This is a genomic window from Acidovorax cavernicola, assembly GCF_003581445.1.
This window is the reverse complement of sequence record NZ_QXMN01000007.1, coordinates 90,031-107,699: the sequence shown is the minus strand read 5'-3', so window position 1 is coordinate 107,699 and position 17,669 is coordinate 90,031. Positions and strand designations below refer to the sequence as shown.

Sequence of the window (17,669 nt, the reverse complement as noted above, 5' to 3'; positions counted from 1 at the left end):
GTCAGAAGCCCTCCGGCGTGCGCGTGTGCCAGTCGGTGGCTTGCTGGAAGCGGTGCGCTGCGTTGAGCAGCTTCGCTTCGCCGAAGTAGTTGCCGATCAGCTGCAGGCCCACGGGCATGCCACCGTCGAAGCCCGCGGGCACGCTCATGCCGGGCAGGCCGGCCAGTGAGGCGGGCAGCGTGAAGATATCGGCGAGGTAGTCGGCCACGGGGTCGTCGCCGTGCTCGCCGATCTTCCATGCGGTGGTCGGCGCGGCGGGGCCGGCGATCACGTCGCACTGCGTGAGTGCCTGCTGGAAGTCGTCCGCGATCATGCGGCGCACCTTCTGCGCCTGCAGGTAGTAGGCGTCGTAGTAGCCGTGCGAGAGCACGTAGGTGCCGATCATGATGCGGCGCTTCACCTCGTCGCCGAAGCCTTCGGCGCGCGTGCGTTCGTACATCTCGGCCAGGTCCTTGTACTGCTTGGCGCGGTGGCCGAACTTGACGCCGTCGAAGCGGCTCAGGTTGCTCGATGCTTCCGCCGCGGCCAGGATGTAGTACACGGGAATCGACAGCTCGGTGCGCGGCAGCGAGACCTCGACGCGCTTCGCGCCCAGCTTCTCGTACTGCGACAGTGCCGCATCGATGGCCGCGCGCACGCCGGGTGCCACGCCTTCGCCGAAGAACTCCTTCGGCACGCCGATGCGCAGGCCTTCGAGCGAGTCGTTCAGCGAGCGGCCGAAGTCTTCCGCGGGCTTGTCGAGCGAGGTCGAATCGCGGTCGAGGTCGGGGCCGCAGAAGGCCGACAGCAGCAGCGCGCAGTCTTCGGCCGAGCGGGCCATCGGGCCGGCCTGGTCCAGGCTCGATGCGAAGGCCACCATGCCATAGCGCGAGGCGCGGCCGTACGTGGGCTTGATGCCGGTGACGCCGCAGAAAGATGCGGGCTGGCGGATCGAACCGCCGGTGTCGGTGCCGGTCGCCGCGGGTGCGAGGCGTGCGGCCACGGCGGCGGCGCTGGCGCCCGACGAGCCACCCGGAATGCGCTCGCGGTTCCATGGGTTGCGCACCGGCACGGCGGTGTTGTGGCCCACGGCGGGCACGGCGACGTTCTCGTTGGCCGAGCCCATCGCGAACTCGTCGCAGCTGAGCTTGCCCAGCGTGACCGCGCCAGCGTCGGCCAGGCGGCGCACCACGGTCGCGTCGAAGGGCGAGCGGTAGCCCGCGAGCATCTTCGAGCCTGCGGTGGTGGCGAAATCGGTGGTGACGAAGATGTCCTTGTGCGCGATCGGCACGCCGGCCAGCGCCGGGGCGTTGCCCTTGGCGATGAGCGCGTCGGCCGCGCGGGCTTGGGCCAGCGTGACTTCTTCGTTGACGTCGACAAAGGTACCGAGCGATTCGTGGGCCTTCATGCGGCCGAGAAAAGCCTGCGAGGCCTCGACGGCCGAGACCTTGCGGTCGGCCAGCGCCTTCGCCAGCTCGACAACGCTCCATTGGTGCAGTTCACCGCTGCTCATCATTCGATCACTTTCGGCACGAGGAACAGGCCGGCTTCGACGGCCGGGGCGCTCTTCTGGTTGGCTTCGCGGTTGTTCGGCTCGCTCACGACGTCGTCGCGCAGGCGCAGCGTCACGTCTTCGAGCGCGGCCACCGGATGCGCCAGCGGCTCGACGCCCGTGGTGTCGACCGCGCGCATGCGTTCGACCAGATCGAAGAAGCCGTTGATTTGAGTGAGCATGCGCTCGCTTTCGTCTGAGGCAAGCTGCAGCCGCGCCAAGGAGGCGATGCGTGCAATATCGGAAGCGGAAAGAGACATAGATGGCTGACCGGTCGAAAAACCAGAGGTAATCGCACGCCGAAGAGGGTGCTCACACGGGATTCAGAGGGGATTCGGGTATTATCCCGCCTTTGCCGCAACCCCCGCGAACGCGCCGGCTTTTGCGCCAAAAACGATCAATTCACCCCGTCAAACGACCCAAAAATAGAGCGACGACCTGCCGATGCGCAGGCCGTGCTCAGAGGATTCCGCACATGTTTGGAGCTTTCCGTCGGTACTTCTCCACCGACCTGGCGATCGACCTCGGCACCGCCAACACCCTGATCTTCGCCCGCAACAAGGGCATCGTGCTGGACGAACCCTCGGTGGTCGCGATCCGCCACGAAGGCGGGCCCCACGGCAAGAAGGTGATCCAGGCAGTCGGCCGCGAAGCCAAGGCGATGCTCGGCAAGGTGCCCGGCAACATCGAAGCCATCCGCCCGATGAAGGATGGCGTGATCGCCGACTTCGTGATCACCGAGCAGATGATCAAGCAGTTCATCAAGATGGTGCACCCGCGTACGCTGCTCACGCCGAGCCCGCGCATCATCATCTGCGTGCCCTGCGGCTCGACCCAGGTCGAGCGCCGCGCCATCAAGGACGCAGCCGAAGCCGCCGGCGCCACCGCCGTCTACCTCATCGAAGAACCCATGGCCGCGGCCATCGGCGCCGGCCTGCCCGTCAGCGAAGCCTCGGGCTCGATGGTGGTGGACATCGGCGGCGGCACCACCGAGGTGGGCGTCATCTCGCTGGGCGGCATGGTCTACAAGGGCTCGGTGCGTGTCGGTGGCGACCGCTTCGACGAAGCCATCATCAACTACATCCGCCGCAACTACGGCATGCTGATCGGCGAGCCGACGGCCGAAGTCATCAAGAAGAACATCGGCTCGGCCTTTCCGGGCTCCGAAGTCAAGGAAATGGAAGTCAAGGGCCGCAACCTCTCCGAAGGCGTGCCGCGCAGCTTCACCATCAGCAGCAACGAAGTGCTGGAAGCCCTGACCGATCCCCTGAACAACATCGTCTCGGCCGTGAAGAACGCGCTGGAACAGACGCCCCCCGAACTGGGCGCCGACATCGCCGAACGCGGCATGATGCTCACGGGCGGTGGCGCGCTGCTGCGCGACCTCGACCGCCTGCTCGCCGAGGAAACCGGCCTGCCGGTGCTCGTGGCCGAAGATCCGCTGACCTGCGTGGTGCGCGGCTGCGGCATCGCCCTCGAGCGCATGGACCGTCTGGGCAGCATCTTCACGAGCGAATAAAAGGCGAAAGCCGCCATCGGCCGGCCTTTGCTTGCGCAGGCCGGCTTTTTGTTATTTGATGCCGCACCACTGCCGGGTCTGACTACATGCCTCTGGGCACGCTCGATCGCACAGCGCCTCCCCTGTTCAACCAGGGGCAATCGGCACTCAGCAAGCTGATCTTCTTCGGCGCGCTCTCGCTCTTCCTGATGGTCGCCGACGCACGCTTTCACCTCGTGAAGCCGATCCGCTCGGCCATCGGCGCGGTGCTCTATCCGGTGCAGATGGCGGCGCTCAAGCCGGTCATGCTGGTGATGGGTGGCAGCCGCTACTTCGAAGACCTGCAGACCGCGCAGCGCAACGAGGACGAGGCCCGCAAGGCCCTGATGCTGCAGGCCGAGACCGCCAGCCGCGCCGACACGCTCGCCCAGGACAACGCCCGCCTGCGCGAACTGCTCGAGCTGCGCCAGACCACCACCACGCCCGGCCGCCCGGCCGAGGTGCTGTACGACGCGGCCGACCCCTACACCCGCAAGATCGTCATCGACCAGGGCCTCGCGCAAGGCGTGGCCGCCGGCTCGCCGGTGATCGACGCGCGCGGCGTGCTGGGCCAGGTGACGCAGGTGCTGCCCTTCACGAGCGAGGTCACGCTGGTGATCGACCGCGACCTGGCCATTCCTGTGCAGAACACCCGCACCGGCGTGCGCAGCGTGGCCTTCGGCGACGCCTCGGCGCACGGCGGCGGCCTCGAGCTGCGCTTCATGGCCGCCAACGCCGACTTGCAGGAGGGCGACCTGCTCTCTACCAGCGGCGTCGACGGCATCTACCCGGCCGGCCTGCCGGTGGCGAAGATCGAACGCATCGAGCGCCGCGCCGACTCGGCCTTTGCCCGCATCTACTGCGTGCCGCTGGCCCACGTGACGGCCGCGCGCTACGTGCTCGTGCTCGAACCCTCCGGCGCGCCGGTGGCGCCGCCGCACGTCGAGGCGGCGAGCACCCAGCGCAAACGGCCCGACGGCAAGCCGGGCGCCGGCAAGAACGAGAAGAAACCGGCGGGAGGCTCCACGCGATGATCAAGCGCCCCGGCCAGCAGCAGCTTCTGCTGCCCGTCAGCCCCGTCTTCATGTGGACCAGCCTCATCGTGGCGCTGCTGGTCAACATGGTGCCCATCGGCCGTGCCGCCTGGATGCCCGACCTGCTGGCGCTGGTGATCGTGTTCTGGGGCGTGCACCAGCCTGCGCGCGTGGGCATCGGCGCGGCCTTCATGTTCGGCCTGCTCATGGACGTGCACCAGTCGGCCATGCTGGGCCAGCATGCGCTGTCCTACACCACGCTGGGCTTCTTCGCGATCATGATCCACCGGCGCCTGCTCTGGTACCCGGTGTTCTCGCAGGCGCTGCAGGTGCTGCCGCTGTTTGCGTTGTCGCAGCTGATCGAGGTGCTCACGCGCATGATCGGCGGCGGTGTATTCCCGGGCTGGAGCGTGCTGATCTCGCCCGCACTCGAGGCGGCGCTGTGGCCGCTGGCAACGGCGCTGCTGCTCGCGCCTCAGCGCCGCACGCCCGAACCCGACGAGAACCGACCCCTCTAAGTCCTGCCCTTCGTCGCATTTGCCATCGCTCCTGCGCACGCCTAAGCTCCTGATGCCATGACCGAAATCCGCAACGTTGCCGCCGATCTGGCGCGCTTCAAGCGCCGCGTGATCGTCATCGGCCTGGCGGTCTTGTTCGGCTTCGGCTTGCTGGGGTCGCGACTGGTCTACCTGCAGGTGGTGCGGCACGAAGACCTGGCCGAGCAGGCCGAGAGCAACCGCACAGCCGTGGTGCCGGTGGTGCCGAACCGGGGGCTCATCCTCGATCGCAACGGCATCGTGCTGGCTTCCAACTACTCGGCCTACACGCTGGAGATCACGCCCTCGAAGGTCGGCGATGTCGAGGAAACCATCAACAGCCTGACCAGCGTGCTCGAGGTGTCGCCGCGCGATCGCCGCCGCTTCAAGCGCCTGCGCGAGGACTCGCGCAGCTTCGACTCCATTCCGATCCGCACCCGGCTGAGCGACGAAGAGGTCGCGCGCTTCGCGGCGCAGCGCTACCGGTTTCCGGGCGTGGAGATCAAGGCGCGCCTGTTCCGCAACTACCCGCAGGGCGAGCTGGCCTCGCACGTGCTGGGCTACATCGGCCGCATCAACCAGCGCGAGAAGACCGCGATGGAAGACTGGGACGAGGAAGAGCAGGCCAACTACAAGGGCACCGATTACATCGGCAAGCTCGGCATCGAGCAGAGCTACGAGAAGATGCTGCACGGCCAGACCGGCGTCGAGCAGATGGAAACCTCCGCCGGCGGGCGCGCCGTGCGCCGGCTCGCGAGCCACCCGGCCACGCCGGGCAACACCGTCATGCTGTCGCTCGACATCAAGCTGCAGAAGCTGATCGAAGACATGTACGGCGAGCGGCGCGGCGCGCTCGTGGCCATCGACCCGAAGACCGGCGAGATCCTGGCCTTCGTGAGCAAGCCGACCTTCGACCCCAACCTGTTCGTCGAAGGCATCGACACCGAGAGCTGGCAGGCGCTCACCGAATCCATCGACAAGCCGCTGCTCAACCGCGCGCTGCGCGGCACCTACCCGCCGGGCTCTACCTACAAGCCCTTCATGGCGCTGGCGGCGCTGCAGACCGGCAAGCGCGCGGCGAGCGTGGTGGTGAACGACCCCGGCTACTTCAATTTCGGCGGCCACCGCTTCGGCAGCCCCGAAGGCTACCTGGGCGGTGTCGACATGCGCCGCTCGATCCAGGTGTCGAGCAACATCTACTACTACTCGCTGGCCAACGAGATGGGCGTGGACCTGATCCACGACTTCATGAAGCCGCTGGGCTTCGGCCAGATCACCGGCATCGACCTGGGCGGCGAGGTGCGCGGCGTGCTGCCGAGCACCGAGTGGAAGCGCAACGCCTACAAGCGGCCCGAGCAGAAGAAGTGGTACGCGGGCGAGACGATCTCGCTGGGCATCGGCCAGGGCTACAACGCCTTCACCATGCTGCAGCTGGCGCAGGCCACGGCCATCGTGGCCGACGGCGGCATGAAGCACCGGCCGCACCTGGCGCTGGCGATGCGCAACACGGTCAGCGGGCAGGTCGTGCCGCTGCCGCAGCCGCCCGCCGAGAACCTCGGCTACACGGCGGCCAACGTCGCGGTGATCCGGGAGGGTCTGACCAGCGTGGTCACCAGCGGCACCGCGCGCGGCGTGTTCGCGGGCGCGGGCTACCAGGCGGCTGGCAAGACCGGCACGGCGCAGGCCGTGACGCAGGCCAAGAACACCAAGTACAACGCGCGCGCGCTCGAGGAGCACCAGCGCGACCACGCGCTGTTCATGGCCTACGCACCGGCCAACAACCCGAAGATCGCGCTGGCGGTCATCGTGGAGAACGCGGGCTGGGGTGCGGGTGCCGCAGCGCCGCTGGCGCGCCGAGTGTTCGACTACTGGCTCATGGACCAGTACCCGAGCGAGGCCGACATGGCCGCCGTGCGCATCGGTCGCGCCGGCGCCCCGATGGGCAAGCCGCGCGTGGCCAGCGAGGTGGCGTGGCCGGCGGCGGTTGCCGCACCGGCGCCGGCGGGCGCGGCATCGTCGGCGACGCCTACGCCCTGAAGTCTTGCTCCCTCCCCTTCCGGGGGAGGGCTGGGGTGGGGGCTCGCGGCAGTCAACGCCGCGCGACGTTGCGAAGCCCCTGTCCTAACCCTCTCCCCGCAAGGGGAGAGGGGACAACACCGGACTTCAGGCGACCACGGTCCCCGCCACTTCACCCAACCCGATGCGCACCGCGCCGTCGCGCTCGCACCAGCCGCGCATCACCAGCGTGTCGCCGTCTTCCAGGAAGGTGCGCTTCTCGCCGTTGGGCAGCGTGACGGGTTGCTTGCCGCCCAGCGTGAGTTCCATCAGCGAGCCGGCCTGGTCGGGTTGCGGGCCCGACAGCGTGCCCGAGCCCAGCAGGTCGCCGGGCTGCAGGTTGCAGCCGTTGACCGTGTGGTGCGTGATGAGCTGCGCGGCGGTCCAGTAGGCGGCTTCGGTGGTGTTGCCCAGGGTCAGGCGCACGGGCGCCACGCCGTCGGCGCGCATCTTCGCGGTCTGCAGCAGCACTTCGAGCGTGATGTCGAGCGCGCCGCTGGCGCGGTTCGACGGGGCGTCGAGGTAGGGCAGCGGTTGCGGGTCTTCGGCGGGGCGCTCGAACTTCGCGCGGAACGGGGCCAGCGCCTCGGTCGTCACGATCCAGGGCGACAGCGTGCTGGCGAAGTTCTTCGCCAGGAACGGGCCCAGCGGCTGGTATTCCCAGGCCTGCAGGTCGCGCGCCGACCAGTCGTTGAGCAGCGTCACGCCGAACAGGTGGTCTTCGGCATCGGCGATGGCGATGGGCTCGCCCAGCGCATTGCCGCGGCCCACGAGGAAGCCCAGCTCCAGTTCGTAGTCGAGGCGCTTCGAAGGACCGAAGCTCGGCGCGACCGCGTCCGGCGCCTTGGTCTGGCCCTGGGGGCGCTTGAAGGTCTGGCCGCTCACGCCGATCGACGAGGCGCGGCCGTGGTAGCCGATGGGCACCCACTTGTAGTTGGGCATCAGCGGCTGGTCGGGACGGAACAGCTTGCCGATGGTGGTGGCGTGGTGGATGCCCGTGTAGAAGTCGGTGTAGTCGCCGATGCGGCAGGGCACGGTCATCTCGGCCTGGGCCTGTGCGAGCAGCGCCTTCGACCAGGCGGCCTGCTTGTCGCTGCCTTCGGCGAGGCCGGCGGAGATCGCGGCGCGCAGGGCCTGGCGATCCTTCACGCTCGCGTTCATCAGCATGTTCATGTCGTCGGTGTCGACGAGGCCGGCCGCGCGCAGGTCGAGGATCTGGTCGCCGATGGCCACGCCGATGCGAAAGGCCTCGCTGCTGCCGGCGGTGCGGAAACGGCCGAAAGGCAGGTTCTGGATCGGGAAGTCGGTGCCGGCCACGTTGGCGGCGGCGACCCAGCTGCGCAGCTTCGGGTCATGGGTGGCGTTGAGTGCGGTCATGGATGTCTTTCAAGCAAATGTTCTAAGGGTCCGGACTCTTTCAGGGAACACCGCGGAACCGGCTTTGCCGGGCCGCAGGTGTTGCCCCCGGAAGGGGGGTGGCGGCCACACGAAGTGGGCAAGCCTGGGGGTGAGCGTCACTCTGCGGTCATGCCGGCCTTTTTGGCGACGTCGCCCAGGCGCTTGTATTCGGTGTCGGTGAGCGTGCTCAGCTCCTGCGCGGTCGAGCCGCGTGGCGAGAAGCCCGCCTGCTGCAGCTTGGCCTTCACGTCGGGCATCGCGAGCGCTTCGACGAAGGCGTCGTTCAATGCCTTCACGATCGGTGCCGGCAGCTTCGCCGGACCGTAGACGCCGAACCAGGGTTCCAGCGCGTAGCCCTTGAGGCCGGCCTCGGCCATCGTCGGCACGTCGGGCAGCGAGGGCGAGCGCGTCGATCCTGCCACCGCCAGTGCGCGCAGCTTGCCGGCCTGGATGTGCGGCAGCGAGGCCGGCAGGTTGTCGAACATCACCGTGATGTTGTTGCCCAGCATGTCGGTGATGGCCGGGCCGCTGCCCTTGTAGGCCACGTGCGTGAGCTCGGTGCCGGTCATCTGCGCGAACATCACGCCGGCCAGGTTCATCGAGGTGCCGGCGCCCGCGGTGGCGTAGGGCAGGCCGGGGTTCTTCTTCGCGGCGGCGATCAGGTCGGGCACGGTCTTGATGGCCGAGCTTGCCGGCACTTCGAGCACGATGGTCGACATGCCCAGCAGGCTGATGGCGGTGAAGTCCTTGCGTGGGTCGAAGGCCATCGACTTGTAGATGTGCGGATTCAGCGCATTGGTCGAGATCGCACCGAAGCCGATGGTGTAGCCGTCGGGCGCGGCCTTGGCCACGGCGTCCATGCCGATGTTGCCGCCCGCGCCGCCGCGGTTGTCGATGAGCACCGGCTGGCCCAGCTTCTCCGAGACCTTCTGGCCCACGGTGCGTGCCACGAGATCCGTGGTGCCGCCGGCCGTGTAGGGCACGATGAACTTGATGGGCTTCGACGGAAAGTCGGCCGCGTGCGTGAGCAGGGGCGCGGCCAGCAGCGCGAGGGCCGCCGCGCGGCGTGTGAGGGTGAGAGCGTGCGTCATGCCTTGAACTGGTCCTTCAAGCCGGCCCAGCAGTCCGTGTAGTCGGTGTCGAGCGCCGGGCTTTGCAGCGCGAAGTTCGTCGGGATGAAACGGTAGCGGCTCTCGAACATGAAGGCCAGCGTGTTGTCCAGCTTGTGCGGCTTGAGGTCGGCGTGCGTCGCCTTGTCGAAGGCTTCTTCATCCGGGCCGTGCGGCACCATGCAGTTGTGCAGGCTGGCGCCGCCGGGCTTGAAACCGCCCGGCTTGGCGTCGTACTCGCCCAGCACCAGGCCCATGAACTCGCTCATGAGGTTGCGGTGGAACCATGGCGGACGGAAGGTGTTCTCCATGACCATCCAGCGCGGCGGGAAGATCACGAAGTCGCAGTTGGCCGTGCCGGGCGTGTCGCTGGGCGAGGTCAGCACGGTGAAGATCGACGGATCGGGATGGTCGAAGCTGATCGAGCCGATCACCATGAAGTTCGCCGTGTCGTACTTCACCGGCGCCAGGTTGCCGTGCCAGGCGACCACGTTGAAGGGCGACTGCTTGGTGGGCGCGGTCCAGAAGCGGCCGCCGAATTTCTTCACCAGCTCGTAGGCGCCGCCGTCTTCCTCGAAGGCTGCCACGGGTGCCTGGAAGTCGCGTGCATTGGCCAGGCCGTTCGAGCCGATCGGGCCGAGCTCGGGCAGGCGGAAGTGCGCGCCGTAGTTCTCGCACACGTAGCCGCGCGAGAGACCGTCGGGCAGCGCGACCTTGAAGACCATGCCGCGCGGCAGCACGGCGATCTCGCCGGGCTTGACGTCGAGTACGCCGAGTTCGGTGGTGATGACGAGGCGGCCCTGCTGGGGCATCACCAGCATCTCGCCGTCGGCATTGACGAAGGCGCGCTGTTCCATCGAACGCCCGGCCAGGTACATCAGCGAGCCGATGCCGACCTGCGACTCGGCGTCGCCGTTGGCGGCCAGCGTGTGCATGCCGTCGACGAAGTCCTTGTCGGCCGCGCCGTCCAGCGGCAGCGGGCCCCAGCGCATCGGCTCGGGCGGCAGCGCGATCTCGCGGTCGGCGCCGGTGGTCCAGCGCGCCTGGGCGTAGGGCTGGTAGCGGCCCGACACCACCGAGGGCTGGCGACGGTACAGCCAGGTGCGGCGGTTCTCGTGGCGCGGCGCCGTGAAGGCGGTGCCCGAGAGCAGCTCGGTGTACAGGTCGAAGGGGCCGCGCTGCGGGTTGTTGCGGCCTTGCGGCAGCGCGCCGGGCACGGCCTCGGAGGCGTATTCGTTGCCGAAGCCGCTCTGGTAGCGCCGTTCGGAGGCAGGGGTTGCTTGGGTCATGGGCTTCTCTTTCGAAAATCGCGATGAGGTGAATCTGTTGAATGTGCGTGAAGGCGCCGCAGCTCAGCCGGCGCGCGCCGCGTCGAAGGCCTCGCGCAGCACGGCCAGCGAGCCGACGTGGTTGGCCAGCACCAGCACGAGCCGTGCGTTGAAGGCGTGGCTTTCTTCGGTGGAAAGCCCTTGGTGGGCTTCGATGAGCGCCTCGTAGAAATCGTCGGGCGCGTCGAGGTGGGGCGTGGTGATCAGTTGCATCGTCGTCATGCCTTTGCCAGTGCGTGGTCGAGGGCCGCGCGGAGCTTCGCCGCGGTGGGTTGCCGCCAGCGTGCGCACACGTGCTGGTCGGGCCGCAGCAGGTAGACGGTGCCGGGTTGCGCGTCGTAGCGCTGCGTGGCCAGCGCCGCCTCGGCACCGCCACTCGCCACGCGCACGGTGTGCAGCGTCAGCTCGGACGCCTTCAGGGCCTGCAGGCTGCGCTCGGCCGCTTCGCCGTCGCCGAACACCAGCGCGGTGAAGCGCGCCCCATGGCATTCGCGCAGCAGCCAGCCGGTGCTGCCATCGGCGCGCACCACCGGTGCATCGGCCGCCGCCGCGCCGGGCACCATCGCACCCGCGAAGGTGTCGGCGTCGGGCGTGTTCAGCGGCGAATCGCGCAGCACCGTGGCCACCGACAGGCGCCCGCTGTTGACCAGCGTGCGCGCGAAGGCGTGGCGCTTGGTCAGCTCCAGCACCGCGTCGCGGAACAGCCGGCTCACCTCGCTCTTGGGCGTGATGAAGTCGGTCGCGCGCGTGGAGTTGCGGATGTTCTCGTCGGCCGCGTACTCGCGTTCGCTGGCGTAGGTGTCGAGCAGCGCGTCGGGCGCGTCGCCCTGCACCACGGCCGCGAGCTTCCAGGCGAGGTTGTCGGCGTCCTGCACGCCCGAGTTGGCACCGCGCGCGCCGAAGGGCGACACGCCGTGCGCCGAGTCGCCCGCGAACAGCACGCGGCCGTGGCGGAAGCGCTCCATGCGCTGGCAGGCGAAGGTGTAGACGCTGGCCCAGCCGATCTGGAACTGCACGCCCTCGAAGCCGATGCTGTCCAGCAGCGCGCGCACGCGCGGCGTGATGTTCTCGGGCTTGCGTTCTTCCACCGGGTCGGCGTCCCAGCCGAGCTGGAAGTCGATGCGCCACACGCCGTCGGCCTGCTTGTGCAGCAGCACGCTCTGGCCGGGGTGGAACGACGGATCGAACCAGAAGCGGCGCTCGGTGGGCAGGTGCGCGTCCATCGTGATGTCGGCGATCAGGAAGCGGTCGCGGAAGACGCGGCCCTTGGCTTCCTGCCCGAGCAGCTGGCGCAGGTTGGAGCGCGAGCCGTCGCAGGCGGCGACGTAGCCGGCCTGCAGCTGGTAGTCGCCCTCGGGCGTCTCGATGGTGAGCACGGCGCCGTCGTCGCCCTGTTCGATACCCGTCACCTTGTTGTTCCAGCGCAGGTCGATCAGCGGCAGCGAAGCAGCGCGCTCGACGAGGTAGCCCTCGACGTAGTACTGCTGCAGGTTGATGAAGGCCGGTCGCTCGTGGCCGGGCTCGGGCAGCAGGTCGAAGCTGTACACCTGCTCGTCATGGAAGAACACCCGGCCGACGTTCCACGACACGCCCTTGTCCACCATGCGGTCGCCGCAGCCGAGGCGGTCGAACACTTCGAGCGTGCGCTTGGCGAAGCAGATCGCGCGCGAGCCGCTGGACAGCGTGTTGTCGTTGTCCAGCAGCACCACGGGAATCTGCCGCAGCGCGAGGTCGATGGCGAGCGCCAGGCCCACCGGGCCGGCACCCACGACCACCACGGGGTGGCGGGCGGGCGCGGCGGCGTCCTGGTCGGCGTGGCGCTTGTAGTCGAAGCGCAGGCTTTGGTAGTCGATCACGTGCTTGTCTCCGTGTCTGGGGTCTTCTGTCGTTGTCTTGCGCCTCCCCCGGCAGGGGAGGGAGAAATACCGGTCAGCCTTCCAGCGCCTTCCACATGTCGATGTCGCGCTGCGCCGTCCACACGCGCGGGTCGGCGTGGCCCGAGGCCTCGTCGTAGGCGCGGCTCACGTCGAAGGGCATGCAGTGGTCGAAGATCACCCACTGGCTGTACTTGGGCTTGAGCTTCTCGTAGGTGTCCTTGTAGACCGCGTTCAGGTCGCGGCCGGCCTTCACGCCTTCTTTCACGCTGGCGTACACGTCGGCGATGAAGTCGCGCGTTTCCTGCAGGCCCTTGGCCACGTCCTGCGGCGTGGTCAGCGCGGCGCCGCGGCCGGGCACCAGGGCCAGCGGCTTCAGGGCGGCGAGGTTGTCCAGCGTCTGCGGCCAGTCCTGGAAGTAGGCATCGCCCGCATACGGCGTGGCACCGAACTCGACCAGGTCGCCCGACAGCAGCGCACGCTCCTGCGGCAGCCAGACGACCGTGTCGCCCTTGGTGTGGCCGCGGCCCAGCTGCAGCAGCTGCACTTCGAGCTTGCCCAGCCACAGCGTCATCTTGCCGGTGAAGGTCATGGTGGGCCAGGTCAGGCCCGGGGGCACCGTCTCGACGTTCTGGAACAGGCGGGGGAAGCGGCCGATTTCGCTGGCCTTGTCTTCCTCGCCGCGCTCGACGATCAGGTCGCGCGTGTCCTGGCTGGCCAGGATGTGCTCGGCGCCGTAGCCCGCCGCGCCCAGCACGCGCACCGCGTGGTAGTGGGTGAGCACCACGTACTTGATGGGCTTGTCGGTCACTTCGCGGATGCGGCGCACCACGTCGGCGGCCATGGCGGGCGTGGCCTGGGTGTCGGCCACCAGCACGCAGTCGTCGCCAATGATGATCCCGGTGTTGGGGTCGCCCTCGGCCGTGTAGGCCCAGGCGTGTTCGGAGATCTGGCTGAAGGTGACCTTCTTTTCTTCCAGATCGGCCTGGCTGGCGAATTTCTTGGCTTGGCTCATCGTGTGTCTCCGGTGTGGGTGGGGGTGTATTTGTTTCTGGCGAATGAATTCGCTATTAACGAATGTGCGGAGTGTAAGCCGCGGATCAGTTCATGTCTAATCCCTTCTTCATGAACGAACGACCACAGGGCAAGGCGGGCCATGGCAGCCAATGACACCGACCGCGCCCAGCGCGGCATCCAGAGCATCGAAGTCGGCGGGCAGCTGCTGCGCGCCCTGGTGCACCACGGCCGCCCGATGGCGCTCAAAGACCTTGCCCGCGAAGCGGACATGACGGCCGCCAAGGCCCACCCGTACATGGTGAGCTTCGGCCGGTTGGGGCTCATCGAGCAGGACCGCGCCAGCGGCCACTATCTGCTCGGCCCGCTGGCCTTGCAACTGGGGCTGATCAGCCTGCAGCAGGCCGACCCGGTGCACATCGCCACGCCGCTGGTCGCCCGGCTCGCGCAGCAGATCGGCCATACCGTGGCGCTGGCCGTGTGGGGCGCGCGGGGCGCGACCATCGTGCGCACGGCCGAGTCGCCCTCGCCGGTGCACGTGAACATGCGCCACGGCACGGTGTTCTCGCTGACCACCACGGCCTCGGGCCGCGTCTTCGGCGCCTACCTCGACGCCGCCGTGGTGCGCGGCCAGCTCGAGGACGAGCGCCAGCGCCAGAAGCAGCGCAAGGGCGCCGCCGAATCCGCCCCGGCGGCGGGCATGCCTGCCGTGCAGCCGCTGCCCTCGTGGAGCGACTTCGAGCGCCAGCTGAAGGAGGTGCGCGACCACGGCATCAGCCGCTCCGACGGCGAGGTGATCGAGGGCGTGAGCGCCATGGCCGCGCCGGTGTTCGACCACACCGGCGCCATCGTGCTGGCCGTGACCGCCATCGGCCCGGCCGCCATCTTCGACACCGCCTGGGACGGCGAGATCGCGCGCGCGCTCAAGGCCTGCGCGGGCACGGTGTCGCAGCGACTGGGCGCTGCCGCGGTGTCCCTTGTGTCCGACCGATGAGCCTGTTTTCTTCCGCCGTGTCTTCCTCTTCTTCGTCTTCTGCTTCCGCCTCCGACGACCTCGCGCTGCGCATCGACCGCACCGTGGCGTTGCTGCGTGGTGCCCGGCGCATCGTGGTCTTCTCGGGCGCGGGCCTCTCGAAGGCCTCGGGCATCCCGACCTACCGCGACGCCGACGGCCTCTGGGCGAGCCAGAACGCGCTCAAGTTCTCGCACGCCGAAGACCTCGCGCGCGACCCGGGCGGCTTCACCAAGTTCTGGGCCCAGCGCCTGTCGCTGATCGAGACCGCGTCACCCAACCCCGGCCACCTCGCGCTGGCGCAGCTGCAACGGCTGCGGCCCGCGACCCGGCTCATCACGCAGAACGTCGATGGCCTCCTCGGCAAGGCCGGCGGACAGGACGTGCTGGAGCTGCATGGCTCGCTGCGCCGCTGGCGCTGCGACCACTGCGGCAACCGCAGCGGCCCATGGCCCTTCCACCGCTGCCTGCGCTGCGGTTCGCATGCACGGCCCGACGTGGTGATGTTCGGCGAGATGCTCAACCCGGGCGTGCTGCTCGACGCCCAGGTGGCGGCGCAGGAGTCCGACCTGTTCCTCGTGGTCGGCAGCACCACCATCGTCTACCCGGCGGCCGAGCTGCCCAAGCTTGCGATGGCGCGCGGGGCGCGGCTCGTCACGCTCAACATCGAGCCGCTGCCGCATCTGGACGACGCGGCGGCGGTGGTGCTGCGCGGGGCGTCGGAAGACCTGCTGCCGCAGTTGCTGGCGGGGATGGCCGGCGACTGAAACGTCAGCCGGCCGCTCGCATCTTCTCGCGCAGCACGCGCCAGCGCGCGAGGCTCGCGGCCGGCCAGTGGTCCTTGCGGTCGTAGTACTCGGGCACCGCCGGTGCGCCGGGCGGCAGCACCACCCACGACTGCTTCGACATCGTGAAGATGTGCAGGTCCGGCGGCAGCCGGTCGGGCGTGTCCAGCGTGCCCACGCGCACGAAGCTCACGGCGTCGCCGGCACCCGCGTAGTGGCTCCACAGCGCGACGTGGCAGGCCGGGCAGCGCGCGTATTTCTGGCCGCGCCCGCTGGCCGAAGGCGTGAGCACGAGATCGACCGCGCCCTGCAGCATCTGTACGTGCTCGGGTTCGATCAGCGCATTGAGCGCGAAGGACGAGCCCGTCTCGCGCTGGCACCAGCGGCAGTGGCAGCAGTGCACGAAGAGCGGCGGGGCGTTCAGGCGGTAGCGCACCTGCCGGCAGGTGCAGCCGCCTTCGAGCGGCACGAAGGCGTCGGCCATGGCGGGTGGCGGGCGCTTTCAGCCCTTCTTGCCACCCAGCAGCACCAGCGCGCCGCCCACCACGATCGCCGCCACGCCGGCCCAGGCCGGGATGTTGACGTTCTGTTTTTCCTTCACCGAGAACTCCAGCGGGCCGAGCTTGGCCTGGTGGGTTTCCTTGGTGAAGCTGAAGCCGCCCAGGCCGAGCCCGGCGATGCCGGCCACGACCAGCAGGATGCCGACGATGCGCGTTGCGTTCATGGGACAGGTCTCCTCGAAGGTGGGTTGCGGACGAAGACGGAACGGAAGAAGAAAGCGGGTGCGCTTCAGCGCCGCGTCGCAGCCGTGCGCGGCTGCGGCGGTTGTTGCTGTTGCAGCTGGTCGACCCATTGCACGACCTCGGCCATGGCCGCGTCGCTGGCCGCGATCAGCGCCCTCACGCCGCCGGGCGCATCGGCGCTGGCCGCGGGGCGGCGCACGGTGAAGGTGCGCTGGCCGAGCACGCGGTCGCCGCCGGTGGCGGTACGGACCAGCGTGGCGCGCAGGCGCACCAGCCCCGCGCTGCTGGCGGGGGCATCGAAGTAGTGGCTGAACTCGTCGAGCGAGATGCGCAGCGTGTCGGGCACCACGCCCTCGGCGCGCGCGAGCGTCGCGCTCTCCTCGGGGCCGAGCACGGTGCGGCGCTCGGCGAGCGTGTCGCGCAGCCGCTGGCGCAGCAGCTGCGCGGGCGGCAGGCTCCAGCGCGACTGGCCGTAGGGGCGCAGCTCGTTGGCGTCGGCATAGCCCATGCGGTACAGGATCTGCGTGCCGTCCAGGCGCGTGTTGCTGTCGAACTCCGCGAGGGACAGCGTCGGCAGCGCGGTCGCCGGCGTCGCTGCAGCAGCAGGCGTGGTGGCCGAAAGACCGGGGCCGAAGTCGTAGAGCGTGGCGCGCGCGGGCTTGTCGGGCAGCGCGCCGCAGCCGGCGAGCAGCAGCGCACTGCCGAGGCTGGCGAGGGTGAGGAGGGTGGTCTTGCGCATGATTTCTGCTCCCGTTTCAGTGGCGTGCCGCGGGCGCGACAAAACCGGGCTCGCCCGGACCCGCCGCCGCGCCGCCGTTGCCGAACAGCAGCGATTGCGGGTTGTCGTTGATGCTGTCGGCCGCGCGGCCCAGGCGGCGCACCGCGTGCGCGGTGTCGTCGGCCACGCGGTTCACGCGCGGCAGGGTGGCGGCGTTGAACGAATCGACCGCCTGCGCCAGCGCCTTGGTGCCGTCGCTCAGGCGCTCGACCGGGCCGTCGGGCGCGTTGAGCCGGCCCACGGTGGTGTTGAAGTTGTTGGCCACGCGCGAGACGTCGCCGGCGGCCTTCTTCACCGTCGACAGCGTCTCGGGCATGGCGGCCAGCGTCGGGTTCAGGCCGGTCTTCACGGTGTTGTCGAGCTGCTTGAGCAGCGTGTTGGCGCTGGCCGAGGCGGCCGCGATGTTCTCCAGCGCATCGGCCACGCGCTTCTGGTTGGCGTCGGCCAGTAGCGCGTTGGCGCGCTTGGTCACTTCTTCCACCTGGTCGATGATTTCCTCGCCGCGGTCCTGCAGTTTCGCCAGCATCGAGGGCTTGAGCGGAATGCGCGGCGGGTTGCCGTTGTCGGGCTTGAGCGCGACGGTCGATTCGCCTTCGTCGTCCAGTGCGATGAAGGCCAGGCCGGTCACGCCCTGGTAGCTCAGCGTGGCAAAGCTGGAGGTGGTGAGCGGCACGCGCTCATCGACCGTGATGCGCACGCGCACGTTGCCCTTGGTCTTGGGGTCGAAGTCGATCGAGGTCACCTTGCCGACCGCGATGCCGCGGTAGCGCACCATGGCCTGCGGCTGCAGGCCGCTCACGGCGTCGCGGGTGGACAGTTCGTAGACGTTGCGCACGGTGTTGTCGCGCGTGAACCAGACCACCAGCGCGATGAGCGCGGCGAGCAGGCCGAGCACGAAGGCGCCGGCGGCAAGGGCATGGGCCTTGTTTTCCATG

The 17,669-nt window shown here is 69.0% G+C and carries 18 protein-coding genes; 6 read left to right on the top strand and 12 right to left on the bottom strand.

What is annotated here, in order from left to right:
* Window position 1 precedes the first annotated feature (1 nt).
* Together gatA and gatC are read right to left on the bottom strand one after the other, a co-directional pair.
* The gene (gene gatA, locus D3H34_RS08930; RefSeq protein ID WP_119553092.1) at window positions 2-1,492 is read right to left on the bottom strand and encodes an Asp-tRNA(Asn)/Glu-tRNA(Gln) amidotransferase subunit GatA; all 1,491 of its coding nucleotides are present in this window, start codon (window positions 1,490-1,492) and stop codon (window positions 2-4) included.
* On the bottom strand, window positions 1,492-1,791 hold the full coding sequence (gatC, locus tag D3H34_RS08925) for an Asp-tRNA(Asn)/Glu-tRNA(Gln) amidotransferase subunit GatC (protein ID WP_119553091.1): 300 nt from the start codon (window positions 1,789-1,791) through the stop codon (window positions 1,492-1,494). Before gatC ends, gatA begins: the two co-directional genes overlap by 1 nt.
* Window positions 1,792-2,006: 215 nt before the next feature.
* Between gatC and D3H34_RS08920 the strand changes: the two genes are divergently transcribed.
* The 4 genes from D3H34_RS08920 to mrdA all read left to right on the top strand — a co-directional run bounded on the left by D3H34_RS08920 (window position 2,007) and on the right by mrdA (window position 6,675).
* Window positions 2,007-3,050, top strand: a complete 1,044-nt coding sequence (locus D3H34_RS08920; RefSeq protein ID WP_056583929.1) for a rod shape-determining protein — start codon at window positions 2,007-2,009, stop codon at window positions 3,048-3,050.
* 86 nt (window positions 3,051-3,136) lie between these two features.
* Window positions 3,137-4,102: a rod shape-determining protein MreC gene (gene mreC, locus D3H34_RS08915; protein WP_119553090.1), complete on the top strand. Its 966-nt coding sequence runs from the start codon at window positions 3,137-3,139 to the stop codon at window positions 4,100-4,102.
* Window positions 4,099-4,620, top strand: a complete 522-nt coding sequence (mreD, locus tag D3H34_RS08910; RefSeq protein ID WP_119553089.1) for a rod shape-determining protein MreD — start codon at window positions 4,099-4,101, stop codon at window positions 4,618-4,620. Before mreC ends, mreD begins: the two co-directional genes overlap by 4 nt.
* Window positions 4,621-4,677: 57 nt before the next feature.
* Complete coding sequence (mrdA, locus tag D3H34_RS08905; protein WP_119553088.1) at window positions 4,678-6,675, top strand: penicillin-binding protein 2; 1,998 nt, start codon at window positions 4,678-4,680, stop codon at window positions 6,673-6,675.
* A gap of 126 nt (window positions 6,676-6,801) precedes the next feature.
* Here the strand turns inward: mrdA and fahA are convergent, their stop codons facing one another.
* From fahA to D3H34_RS08875, 6 genes are all read right to left on the bottom strand, one after another.
* Complete coding sequence (gene fahA, locus D3H34_RS08900; RefSeq protein ID WP_119553087.1) at window positions 6,802-8,070, bottom strand: fumarylacetoacetase; 1,269 nt, start codon at window positions 8,068-8,070, stop codon at window positions 6,802-6,804.
* 137 nt (window positions 8,071-8,207) lie between these two features.
* The gene (locus D3H34_RS08895; protein ID WP_119553086.1) at window positions 8,208-9,182 is read right to left on the bottom strand and encodes a Bug family tripartite tricarboxylate transporter substrate binding protein; all 975 of its coding nucleotides are present in this window, start codon (window positions 9,180-9,182) and stop codon (window positions 8,208-8,210) included.
* The gene (hmgA, locus tag D3H34_RS08890; protein ID WP_119553085.1) at window positions 9,179-10,489 is read right to left on the bottom strand and encodes a homogentisate 1,2-dioxygenase; all 1,311 of its coding nucleotides are present in this window, start codon (window positions 10,487-10,489) and stop codon (window positions 9,179-9,181) included. Before hmgA ends, D3H34_RS08895 begins: the two co-directional genes overlap by 4 nt.
* 63 nt (window positions 10,490-10,552) lie before the next feature.
* On the bottom strand, window positions 10,553-10,741 hold the full coding sequence (locus tag D3H34_RS08885; RefSeq protein WP_119553149.1) for a DUF2783 domain-containing protein: 189 nt from the start codon (window positions 10,739-10,741) through the stop codon (window positions 10,553-10,555).
* Window positions 10,742-10,746: 5 nt separating this feature from the next.
* On the bottom strand, window positions 10,747-12,384 hold the full coding sequence (locus D3H34_RS08880; protein ID WP_119553084.1) for an FAD-dependent oxidoreductase: 1,638 nt from the start codon (window positions 12,382-12,384) through the stop codon (window positions 10,747-10,749).
* 73 nt (window positions 12,385-12,457) lie between these two features.
* The gene (locus D3H34_RS08875; protein ID WP_119553083.1) at window positions 12,458-13,417 is read right to left on the bottom strand and encodes an MBL fold metallo-hydrolase; all 960 of its coding nucleotides are present in this window, start codon (window positions 13,415-13,417) and stop codon (window positions 12,458-12,460) included.
* A 141-nt stretch (window positions 13,418-13,558) separates the two neighbouring features.
* Here D3H34_RS08875 and D3H34_RS08870 point away from each other — a divergent pair, with 141 nt between their 5' ends.
* Window positions 13,559-14,410, top strand: coding sequence for an IclR family transcriptional regulator (locus tag D3H34_RS08870; RefSeq protein ID WP_119553082.1), 852 nt, complete (start codon window positions 13,559-13,561; stop codon window positions 14,408-14,410).
* Entirely contained in the window at window positions 14,407-15,195 is a 789-nt protein-coding gene (locus D3H34_RS08865; RefSeq protein ID WP_286185550.1) for an SIR2 family NAD-dependent protein deacylase, read from the top strand. The genes D3H34_RS08870 and D3H34_RS08865 overlap by 4 nt, the downstream gene beginning before the upstream one ends.
* 4 nt (window positions 15,196-15,199) lie before the next feature.
* On the opposite strand, the gene D3H34_RS08860 is transcribed toward D3H34_RS08865, so the two are convergent.
* From D3H34_RS08860 to D3H34_RS08845, 4 genes are all read right to left on the bottom strand, one after another.
* Window positions 15,200-15,697, bottom strand: coding sequence for a GFA family protein (locus D3H34_RS08860; protein ID WP_119553081.1), 498 nt, complete (start codon window positions 15,695-15,697; stop codon window positions 15,200-15,202).
* A gap of 18 nt (window positions 15,698-15,715) precedes the next feature.
* The gene (locus tag D3H34_RS08855; RefSeq protein WP_119553080.1) at window positions 15,716-15,937 is read right to left on the bottom strand and encodes a hypothetical protein; all 222 of its coding nucleotides are present in this window, start codon (window positions 15,935-15,937) and stop codon (window positions 15,716-15,718) included.
* Between the two features lie 65 nt (window positions 15,938-16,002).
* Window positions 16,003-16,695 carry an ABC-type transport auxiliary lipoprotein family protein gene (locus D3H34_RS08850; protein ID WP_119553079.1) on the bottom strand — a complete coding sequence of 231 codons (693 nt, stop codon included), beginning with the start codon at window positions 16,693-16,695 and terminating at the stop codon, window positions 16,003-16,005.
* A gap of 16 nt (window positions 16,696-16,711) precedes the next feature.
* Complete coding sequence (locus tag D3H34_RS08845) at window positions 16,712-17,668, bottom strand: MlaD family protein (protein ID WP_119553078.1); 957 nt, start codon at window positions 17,666-17,668, stop codon at window positions 16,712-16,714.
* Between the last annotated feature and the right edge of the window lies 1 nt (window position 17,669).